Genomic DNA, 9,998 nt, shown 5'->3' on the forward strand with positions numbered 1-9,998 from the left:
TACCGCTACTTGAACCACTACCACCGCTTGAGCTATTACCGTTGCCGTTTGGATGGGTTGAGCTATTACCTGGGGCTGGGCTGCTTGAACTACCACTGCTACTACCACTGCTTCCTGAACTTTCAGTATCACTACTACCGTTGCCATTGCTTGAACTACCGCTTGAACTACCGCTACTTGAACCACTACCACCGCTGCTTGAGCTACCACTGCTGCTACCGCTTGAAATTTCACCGTTACTTGAACCGTCTGGACTGCTTGAACTAGAATCATCATTTTGGATATCAGAAGGGCTTGAATTTTCTTTGTTTGGAATATCTGAATCTGGTTTTTTACCTGGCGTCATTGGAGATGATGGAGGTGGAGTTTGTAATGAATCTTTAATTTTTGAGTTTTGTTGCTTTATTTCTTCTATTTTATTTGTTATATTTTTTATTTCTTTATCATTCTCTTTTTTAGAAGCATCTATATGTTGCAATGTATTTTTAATTTTTTCATTATTATTATCTTGATATGCATCTTGTATGCCATTTATAAATTCTTTGAGTTTATGTTGGGCTGTAAAAAACTGTTGCTCCAGTTCATTAGATGTTTCTTCTATTTTATTAGATAGTTCCTCAAATTTCTGCTCCTTTTCTTTATCGTTATGTAAGCTCGCTTTTAATGTTTCTAAATCATTTTTATATTTTTTAAAATTTTCATCAGCTTTAATTCTTACTTCATCGTATTTTGAAATTTCATCTTTAAACTCTTGCAAATTTGGATATTTTTTTTCAATATCAGGTAAATTATCGGCTTTTCTTGTTAATTCTCCAAATTTTGTATGATTGTGTGTATATTTTGTCACCTCTTTTTCAAAAATATTTAAATTATTTTCAACTTGTTTTTCTAATAATTCTACTCTTTTTTTAAGTTGATTTTCTGTGCTTTCTTCTTTGTCGGTATAGGCATAAGAATGAGTAGTTGATGCTAATAGTGTTGAACTACAACCAAAAGCTGTGATTAAAGCCAAAGATAGAAATTTTAAACGTTGTTGATTTTGTTTCATATTAAGTCCTTTGTATAAAAAATTCTTTAATTATAGTTTTTTTTTTTTTGAAATCAAGGGTTTAAATAAAATTTTTAAAGATTTGGCTAAATTTTAAATTTTTTAAAAACTAATCTGGAGTTAAATTTAAAATTTTAAACTCTTATAAGTAGCAAAATCGAATTTGATATGTATTTTATCATTAAATACTTTATGGATAAAAACTATTTAAATCCTTTTTTTAATCTTCTAATTAAAAATCTGGCTGGATTTACCTCATCCACTAAATTTTTATCTATACAAAACGGTCTATTTAAAACTAAATCCAACAAAATTTCAGCACCCAAAACAGCACTTCCAAGACCTCTTGAACCGTGAGCGGAGTTAATATATATGTTTTCTAAGTATTTGGGGTATAAATTTGAAGTTTTATGCTTATTCCATAATAGATTTGAATAATTTTTTTTAAACCATAAAACATCGCAAATTCCACCTATTAGTGGAAATCTATCGCCACTATAAGATCTAAAACCAACCTTAGAACCTATAAATTTAATATCTTTTTTATCTATAAATTCTTTTATGCTTTCTAAATTCTTTATATCGTCTAAATCTTTTAAAAATTTTGTATAATCGCCTCTGTCATAAGTAGCACCAATAATTTGCAAATCAAAATAACTAGGACATATATAACCCTTTGCATTGATAATAAATTCTGTATTAATTTGCTTTTTTATGTGGGTTACTTGACCTCTAACAGAGCTTATTAAAACACTATCATCGAGATTTATTTTTGGATTTTCTCCTTTATTAAAAAGCTCTTCACTGTGACTTCCAGTAGCAAAAATAATAATATCTGTTTTTAAAATATCTCCATTTTTAAAACTAACTTCATATCCATCATCGACTTTTTTAAAATTTATAAATTCATAATTTAATAAAATTTCATCTCTTAGCAAGCTAGCAAAATACTCACACATATGCTTAGGTCTTATGGTTGCGGCATTTTTGATAAATACACTCGGATATGGATGATCTTTTAAATTCAATACAAAATCACTATTTTGGTATCTTTTTATAAGTTTTTCATCAAAAGCAAAATCTTTTGCTCCACTAAATTTAATAAATTTTTTAGCAAATTTCTTATAAAAATCACCAGCCATTAAAAAAGATTTTACGTGAAATTTACCAAGACTTACACCTTTTTGAGTTATTAAAGGCATTAAAGCACCTACTAAATTTCCGCTTCCATTTGTAGCAACTTCGCTTTCTTTTTCGGCTATCAAAACATTAAATCCAGCTTTTTTAAATTTAAAACCACTAATGAGTCCAGCAACTCCAGCACCTATTATCAAAACATTTTTTAAATTTTTTTTAACTAAAGGGCGACTATAATAAATTTCTTTTTTAAACTCATCTTCTTTTATGAGTTTGGCACTTATCATCTCTCTTTTTAAGCCAAATCCTTTTAAAACATCTACGATAAAATTTGCGTTTTTTAAATTTTCTTTTAAAGATTTTGTGCTTGAATATGTTCTTAAAATTCCATCTCTAAGCATTAAATTTTTAATACAAAAGATAGTTTCTAAATCCCACATTTGCGGATTTTTACTTGCACTAAAGCCATCCATAAACCAAATATCGGCCTTAAAATCTAAATTTTTTAAAGCCACCTTTACATCATCAAAATATATATCCAAAATGATATTTTTAGAAAAATATATCCTGCAAAGCCCATCTTTGAAAATTGGATATTTTTTTATCAATCTCTTGCTAAATTTATCAAAAACTCCCATTTTTTGGTAAATTTTGGCTAAATTTTCCTTAGAAAAGGGGTATTTTTCAATACTAACGTAATGAAGTGTTTTTGTTGTGTTTTCAAATCTGCTAGCTAAATTTAAAAAATTTAACCCTATACCAAATCCACACTCAGCCACAATAAAGCTATCCTTTTTATCCCAAATTTCATCAATAGCACTTATAAATACATAACTACTTTGACCTAAAGGATCACTTTTATTAAAATAAAAATCTCCAAATTCATCAGAAAAAAGCGTGTTTGATTTAAATATTATTTCCATTTTAATTTTTCAAAACATAAGCATCTAATCCATTTGCTATGCCTATGGCTAGAGATTCCAAATAATCATCCTTGGCTAAATTTACACTATCTGTTGGATGAGTGATATAACCTGTTTCTATCAAAATAGCAGGCATTAAAGCACCCACTAAAACCCAAAATGGAGCCTCTCTTACTCCACCGTCTTTGACTTTGTATTTTGTTTGAACTCTATTTAATATGTGTTTTTGAACATCAATTGCCAATTTATTTGCAGCAATAATTTTTTCTCTATTTAAAAAATTTAAATAAGTTTCTTTTGAGAAGTGATTCATATCTTCTAAATCGCCTTTATTTTCAAGTGCTGCTGCATCTTTACTGCGTTTGCTTCTGGCTGGACTTAAAAAAAATGTTTCGATTCCACTAAGATTTAAAGCCGCCTTTCCTTTAGGACCTGCATTTACATGTATTGACACAAAAAGATCTGCATTTTTTTCATTTGCAAATGCCGTTCTTGATTTAAGATTTATAAACTCATCAGAATTTCTTGTAAAATATACTTTATAGCCTCTTTCTTGTAAAATTTTACCAAGCTTTTTTGAAATTTTTAAGACTATATCTTTTTCCTTCAATCCATTTGCCATAGCACCTGGATCTTTTCCTCCATGACCAGGATCAATGACTACTGTTTTTATGCTTACTTTTTTATTTTTTTTAATGACGTTATTATTTTTAGGGGTGGCTTTTTTTGTTTTTATGATATCTTTTGAGATTGATGATTTAGTCAAACTTATAGCAGTTATATAAATTTCACTGTCTTTAAATTTTAAATTCATATCAAATTTTACTCTATTTTCAAATACAACACGTAAAGTATTGTCATTAAATTTAGCAATTCTGATATTATCAATAACATGCCCTGAAAAGCTTTTAAAATCGAGATTTGCTTTTGCTTTTATATCCACAACACTTCTATAATTTTTATCTTTTATATCAAATTTTTTAATATCGCTATTTTTGAGAGGTATGTTAAATTTAAGTTTTAAGCCATCTTGAATTTTTTCTATCTTTTGAAGCCTTAATGCGTTATTTTTATTTTTTTTATCGCTTGTTGATTGATTTGTCTTATTTTTCACACTCTCTTTTTTTTCTAAAGTCGTATTTTTTGGACTTGAAAGTGGTTTATAATTTTTTTGTTTTACGCCTAATAAATTTAACTCATTTTCATAGCCTTTATAATTTAATCCTAATTTTTTAGATGAGTAAATGAGTCTTTGAAGAACCTTTTTTCTATCCATTTCGTCTTTTTGGGAAGATGTTTTAAGATATATATTTTTTAAATTTTGATGAAATTTCTTTTGTTTATTTAAATTTACAGAATTAAAATTTTTATCAAAATCATTAAATTCCTTATCAAAATCTCCACCAAAAAGTGAAGATATAAAAAGGAAAATTAATAAAATTCTAGCTATTTTCACCATTTATTAGCTTTTTCATTAAATCTTTAACGCTTATAATCTCTTTTAAGCGATATCCATTAGCTCCACTAAAAAATAAACCAAACTCTTTAATGCCAGAATAAGCATCATATAATCTATCTGCTATACAGTATCCAACCATTTTTGCTTCTTTTCCACGCCCACAAGGTGCCACGCAATTGCTTATACACTGAATTTTAGGTCCGATTTTTTTTTCTACTAAATTTATTAAATTTGTTCTAATGCCTCTTGCTGGATATCCAACAGGAGATTTTAAAAGCAATATATCTTCTTTTTTAGCACTCAATAATACCTCTTTAAATTCAGGTGCAGCATCGCACTCAAAAGTCCCAATAAATCTAGTCCCCATCTGAACACCATCAGCACCTAAATCTATCATCTTATCTATATCATTTTTATCCCAAACGCCTCCTGCTGCAATAAGCGGAAAATCTCCCCATTTTTTAATTTCTTCTTTAACTTGTGGAATTAAATTTTCTAATCTATAAGCTTCATCTAAACATTGCTCATAAGTAAAGCCTTGATGTCCGCCACTTAGTGGTCCTTCCAACACAACAGCATCTGGAAGTTTATTATATCTTTGAGTCCATCTTTTGCATATTATTTTTAAAGCTTTAGCAGATGACACGATTGGAATCAAGCACACATCTTTAAATTCGGAAGTAAATTCTGGTAAATTAGTAGGAAGCCCTGCTCCGCTAATTATCATATTAAAACCTGCTTCGCAAGCGTCTTTAACTGTTCTAGCATAATCATTGCAAGCACACATTATATTAACGCCAAGCGGGCTATTTCCACAAATTTTTCTAGCATTATTAATGATAGCTTTTAATCCTGATGTTGAGTAGAAATTTTCACTACCTAAAGGCTTTTGATTTAACTCTTTTTTTGAGTATGCTCTATTTTCATAATATCCCGTTCCAACAGAACTAATAATGCCAAGACCGCCATTTAAACTAACATTGCCAGCTAATTTATCCCAACTAATACCAAGCCCCATACCGCCTTGGAAAATCGGATAAGTTATTTCATATTTTCCTATTTTTAAACTTTTCATTAAATTACCTTTAATTTTGCAAATTTTTTCCTACCAATTTGTAAAATATACTCACCTTTTGTAAATTTTAAATTCTCATCGTTCGATTTTTTTTGATTTATACTAAAAGCGTTTGCTTTTATGTGGCGTCTAGCTTCACTATTTGTTGTTGCAAGTTTGCATTTTACTATCGCTTCAATAACCCAAATTCCATCTTTTTCTTCAAATTCTTTTATATCATTTGGAAGCTGGTTTTGAGAATGCACCTTATCAAATTCCTCTTTAGCAATTTTAGCTAATTCTTGACTATGAAATCTAGCCGTTATCTCTAAAGCTAAATTTTCTTTTGCGGTTTTTGGATGGATAGAGCCATTTTTAACACTATTTTTTAAATTTTCTATCTCTTTTAAACTTTTAGTGCTTAAAAGATTATACCACTCCCACATAAGTTCATCGCTAATGCTTAAAATTTTAGCATACATATCATTTGGAGCTTCTGTTACGCCTATATAATTATTTAGAGATTTACTCATTTTATTGACGCCATCTAATCCAACTAAAAGTGGCATTGTTATAATAGCTTGCTCATTTTTAATCCCATAAATTCTTTGCATATGTCTGCCCATCAAAAGATTAAATTTTTGATCATTTCCACCCATTTCAATATCGCACTTCATCTCTACGCTATCATATCCTTGCATTAATGGATACAAAAATTCACTTATTGAAATTGGAGTTTGATTTTTATATCTTTTTTCAAAATCATCTCTTTCTAACATTCTTGCAACACTATAAGTGCTAGCAATTTCTATGATATCACTAACTTTTAGATTATCAACCCAAGTTGAGTTAAACATAATTATAGTTTTTTCTCTATCCAAAACCTTAAATACTTGTTCTTGGTAAGTTTTTGCATTTTCTAAAACGATCTCTTTACTTAGTTTTTTTCTAGTCTCACTCTTGCCTGTTGGATCGCCAATTTGAGCGGTAAAATCACCTATTAAAAACTGTATAATCGCGCCATGACGCTGCAAAAATGCCATTTTTTGAAGTGTTACACTATGTCCTAAATGAAGATCTGGAGCAGTTGGATCCATACCTATCTTGACATAAAAATTTTCACCATTTTCATAAAAATTTTTTATTAAATTTTTAACTTTTTCTTCATCAATTATTTCGCTAACACCTTTTTTTAATTCGGTATAAATTTCATCCAAATTTACCATTTTAACTCCTATTCAGTCATATTATACGCATCATTTAGTGATGCAAATTCTATGATTTTAAATTTATCTTTTAATCTAGCCTTAACGTCCATTGCATCTATATTTTCTCCAAGTTCTACAACTATATCAAAATAATCAGATTTATTTTCATTGTTTTCATTTAAATTTATAGCCACTAAATCTACATTTAATTTAGCCAAAAATGTCAAAAATGTAGCCAAAGAGCCTCTTTTATTTTCTAAATTTAATATGATTTTATATCTGTGTGGAGCGTTTCTTGTCCATTTAACAAAAATAATCTCTTCTCCATCTTTCATTAAATTTGCAGCCCTTTCACAAAATTTATGATGAACAGTAACATTTACATTATTTCTAAAGCCCATAATATCATCACCTCTTTTAGGATTGCAACAATAATCAAACTCAGCACCGCTAACTTGATGATTTGAATAAACAACTATATTATCAAATTTTTGCTTTTGAACTAAATATTTATCACTAGAATTTAAAAAAAATGTTTTTGGAATGTATTTTTTTAAGGCATTTACAATATCTTTTAGAAATTCAGAATTAATGGCCGCTTTTCCAACCTTTTTTCTTAAATTTTCTCTATCTAGCCAATTTAAAATACTATCTTCTTTGATTTGAAAAATACCTGATAATATTTTTATGGCTATTTCTGTATTTAACTCTTTTAATTTCTGATTACAAAAGCTCTTAATAGCGGCCTTTGCTTTTCCTGTTTTTACGGAATTTAACCAGCTGCATCTATAATGTGCTTCATTTCCAGTAATTATATGTATAATATCGCCATTTTTTAACTCCGCTAAAAGTGGAACTTTTACTTTATTAATATATGCATCTACTGCTTTTAAACCAACTTGTGAGTGAATTTCGTAAGCATAATCTAAAGCAGTAGATCCTCTTGGAAGAGTAAAAATTCCACCCTTTGGAGAATATACAGCGATATCTTCTGCGTAAAGACTGTCTTTTGCATATTCATATAGATCTTCAGGGCTATCTTCATCATCTGTTTCTTGAGAATTTAGCTCCTTTTCGCTTATATCACTAAGCCAATCAAGACGAGGATTTAAAGAGCCACTAAATTTATATTTCCAATGTGCTGCTACACCGTATTCTGCGGTATTATGCATATCAAAAGTTCTAATTTGTGCCTCAATAATCATACTATCATTAAATACAGTAGTATGTATGGTTTGATATCCGTTTTGTTTTGGAAGCGATATATAATCTTTAAATCTTGATATTAAGGGATTGAAATTTGTGTGAATTATGCCAAGTGCTAAATAGCAATCTTTTACATTCTTAACTATAACCCTAACCGCCAATAAATCTAAAACTTCTTGTATGGATATACCTTTTCTTTGCATTTTCATATAAATAGAATAATAGTGTTTTACTCTTTTTTGTATATCAAAACTATCTTCATCAAAACCGCTTGTCAATAAAAGTTCAGTGATTTTTGTGCTAAATTTATTTAAATTTATTTGAAGTTGTTGTTTATGTTCATTTATATAAGAATCAATTGTTTCATACTCTTTAGGCATTACATATTTAAAACTTAAATCTTCTAAATAGTTTTTTATGGTTGATATACCTAGCCTGTGAGCAATTGGAGCATATACAAAAAGAGTTTCTTCTGCTATTCTTTTTTGTTTATCTTCTCTTAAAGCTTCTAAAGTTAGCATATTGTGAAGTCTATCGCAAAGTTTTACGACAAGAACTCTAACATCTTCTATAGAAATCAATAGCATTCTTCTAAAAGTAAGAGCTGATGTTCTAAGTTTAGCGTTTTTATCGCTTGAAGGAACTAACTTATCCTCTCTTATGCTAACAATTTTTGTAAGCCCTTCAACTAATTTTGAAACACCATCTCCGAAATTTTGCCTAACTGCTTCAAGAGTGTAATTAGTATCTTCAACCACATCATGAAGCAAAGCAGCAACAATCATATCATCATCACCACCCATAAAAGATACAATTGAAGCCACTAAAATAGGATGAATGGCGTATGGTTCGCCACTTTTTCTAAATTGGGTACTATGTTGCTTAATGCAAAGACTAATGCCTTCTTCTAATTTTTTTGTCGGCTCATTAAGTGAAAAAAAAAGTTTTCTTGCACTATTTAAATCTCTAGAATTAGAAACTTTATCAAGAAAATCTTCTATATTTGCACTATTTATCTGCTTCAATAATTCCATCTAAACTTATTTTTCCCTCTGCTATCTCTAAAAGTGCAATATCTGCGTGCTTCATACCTTTGATTAAATTTCTATCTATTAAAATTTCTTCACCTTCATGAAGCTTATTTGCTCTTTTTGCTACCATTAGTGATAATTTATATCTATCTCCGCCTGTAACTTTTAACGCTTTAGCTGTAATTTCTTCTAACCTTTTCATAATAATCTCCTTTTAATTTTTTACTACCGAACAGCCAGTTAGATCTCCGCTTAATATTTTTAGTAAATTTCCACTCTTAAACATATTACAAACCACAATCGGCAAAGAATTGTCTTTAGCTAAAGCAATTGCTGTATCATCCATAACTTTTATATCATCTTTTAGGGCTTCTTCATATGTAAGTAAATTTAGTAGCTTAGCATCACTAAATTTGTTAGGATCTTTATCGTAAATTCCATCTACTTTTGTGGCTTTAATAATCATATCTGATTCAATCTCAATAGCCCTTAAAGTGGCGGCTGTATCTGTTGTAAAAAATGGATTTCCAGTTCCTGCTGCAAAAATTACAACTCGCTTTTTTGAAAGATGTCTTTTTGATCTACCAATTATAAAAGTCTCACAAATGGCTTCCATTTTAATAGCACTTTGAACCCTTACATTTATACCTACGCTTTCAAGAGCTTCTCTCATTGCTATTGCATTTATAACAGTTGCAAGCATCCCCATATGATCACCACTTGTTCTTTTGATGATTCCGCCAGCTGCAGCACTAACACCACGAACTATATTTCCACCGCCAATTACTATACCTATTTCATTGCCTTGTTCAACTAGACTTTTTATCTCATTTGCTATAAATTTAAGTATTTTGCTATCTATCCCAAAACCATTCTCGCCAGCCAAAGCTTCTCCAGAAAATTTAACTAAAACTCTTTTAGACATATCTAAT

8 protein-coding genes are annotated in these 9,998 nt (G+C 29.4%); all 8 read right to left on the bottom strand.

What is annotated here, in order from left to right; all coding sequences use genetic code 11:
- Positions 1–1,048, bottom strand: a 1,048-nt coding sequence (locus F1B92_RS04860; RefSeq protein ID WP_195836291.1) for a hypothetical protein, incomplete at its 3' end; no start/stop codon positions are given.
- Between the two features lie 203 nt (positions 1,049–1,251).
- Positions 1,252–3,108 carry a bifunctional tRNA (5-methylaminomethyl-2-thiouridine)(34)-methyltransferase MnmD/FAD-dependent 5-carboxymethylaminomethyl-2-thiouridine(34) oxidoreductase MnmC gene (gene mnmC / locus F1B92_RS04865; RefSeq protein ID WP_154570756.1) on the bottom strand — a complete coding sequence of 619 codons (1,857 nt, stop codon included), beginning with the start codon at positions 3,106–3,108 and terminating at the stop codon, positions 1,252–1,254.
- A 1-nt stretch (position 3,109) separates the two neighbouring features.
- Positions 3,110–4,567 (bottom strand): N-acetylmuramoyl-L-alanine amidase family protein, encoded by a 1,458-nt coding sequence (locus tag F1B92_RS04870; RefSeq protein ID WP_154570757.1) that lies wholly within the window; start codon positions 4,565–4,567, stop codon positions 3,110–3,112.
- Complete coding sequence (locus F1B92_RS04875) at positions 4,551–5,642, bottom strand: nitronate monooxygenase (RefSeq protein WP_154570758.1); 1,092 nt, start codon at positions 5,640–5,642, stop codon at positions 4,551–4,553. Before F1B92_RS04875 ends, F1B92_RS04870 begins: the two co-directional genes overlap by 17 nt.
- The gene (tyrS, locus tag F1B92_RS04880) at positions 5,642–6,847 is read right to left on the bottom strand and encodes a tyrosine--tRNA ligase (RefSeq protein ID WP_154570759.1); all 1,206 of its coding nucleotides are present in this window, start codon (positions 6,845–6,847) and stop codon (positions 5,642–5,644) included. The genes F1B92_RS04875 and tyrS overlap by 1 nt, the downstream gene beginning before the upstream one ends.
- 8 nt (positions 6,848–6,855) lie before the next feature.
- Positions 6,856–9,069, bottom strand: a complete 2,214-nt coding sequence (locus tag F1B92_RS04885; RefSeq protein WP_195836292.1) for a RelA/SpoT family protein — start codon at positions 9,067–9,069, stop codon at positions 6,856–6,858.
- Entirely contained in the window at positions 9,044–9,268 is a 225-nt protein-coding gene (locus tag F1B92_RS04890) for a DNA-directed RNA polymerase subunit omega (RefSeq protein WP_154570760.1), read from the bottom strand. Before F1B92_RS04890 ends, F1B92_RS04885 begins: the two co-directional genes overlap by 26 nt.
- Before the next feature lie 12 nt (positions 9,269–9,280).
- A complete protein-coding gene (pyrH, locus tag F1B92_RS04895; RefSeq protein WP_154570761.1) occupies positions 9,281–9,991 on the bottom strand; it encodes a UMP kinase in 711 nt (236 codons plus the stop codon).
- Positions 9,992–9,998 lie beyond the last annotated feature (7 nt).

Source organism: Campylobacter portucalensis, assembly GCF_009690845.1.
Taxonomy (GTDB): Bacteria; Campylobacterota; Campylobacteria; order Campylobacterales; family Campylobacteraceae; genus Campylobacter_B; species Campylobacter_B portucalensis.

Bases quoted from the DNA above. Each gene is read 5' to 3' on its own strand.
- tyrS (WP_154570759.1), bottom strand. From the start codon at position 6,847: ATGGTAAATTTGGATGAAATTTATACCGAATTAAAAAAAGGTGTTAGC.
- F1B92_RS04875 (WP_154570758.1), bottom strand. From the start codon at position 5,642: ATGAAAAGTTTAAAAATAGGAAAATATGAAATAACTTATCCGATTTTC.
- F1B92_RS04885 (WP_195836292.1), bottom strand. From the start codon at position 9,069: ATGGAATTATTGAAGCAGATAAATAGTGCAAATATAGAAGATTTTCTT.
- pyrH (WP_154570761.1), bottom strand. From the start codon at position 9,991: ATGTCTAAAAGAGTTTTAGTTAAATTTTCTGGAGAAGCTTTGGCTGGC.
- F1B92_RS04870 (WP_154570757.1), bottom strand. From the start codon at position 4,567: ATGGTGAAAATAGCTAGAATTTTATTAATTTTCCTTTTTATATCTTCA.
- F1B92_RS04890 (WP_154570760.1), bottom strand. From the start codon at position 9,268: ATGAAAAGGTTAGAAGAAATTACAGCTAAAGCGTTAAAAGTTACAGGC.
- mnmC (WP_154570756.1), bottom strand. From the start codon at position 3,108: ATGGAAATAATATTTAAATCAAACACGCTTTTTTCTGATGAATTTGGA.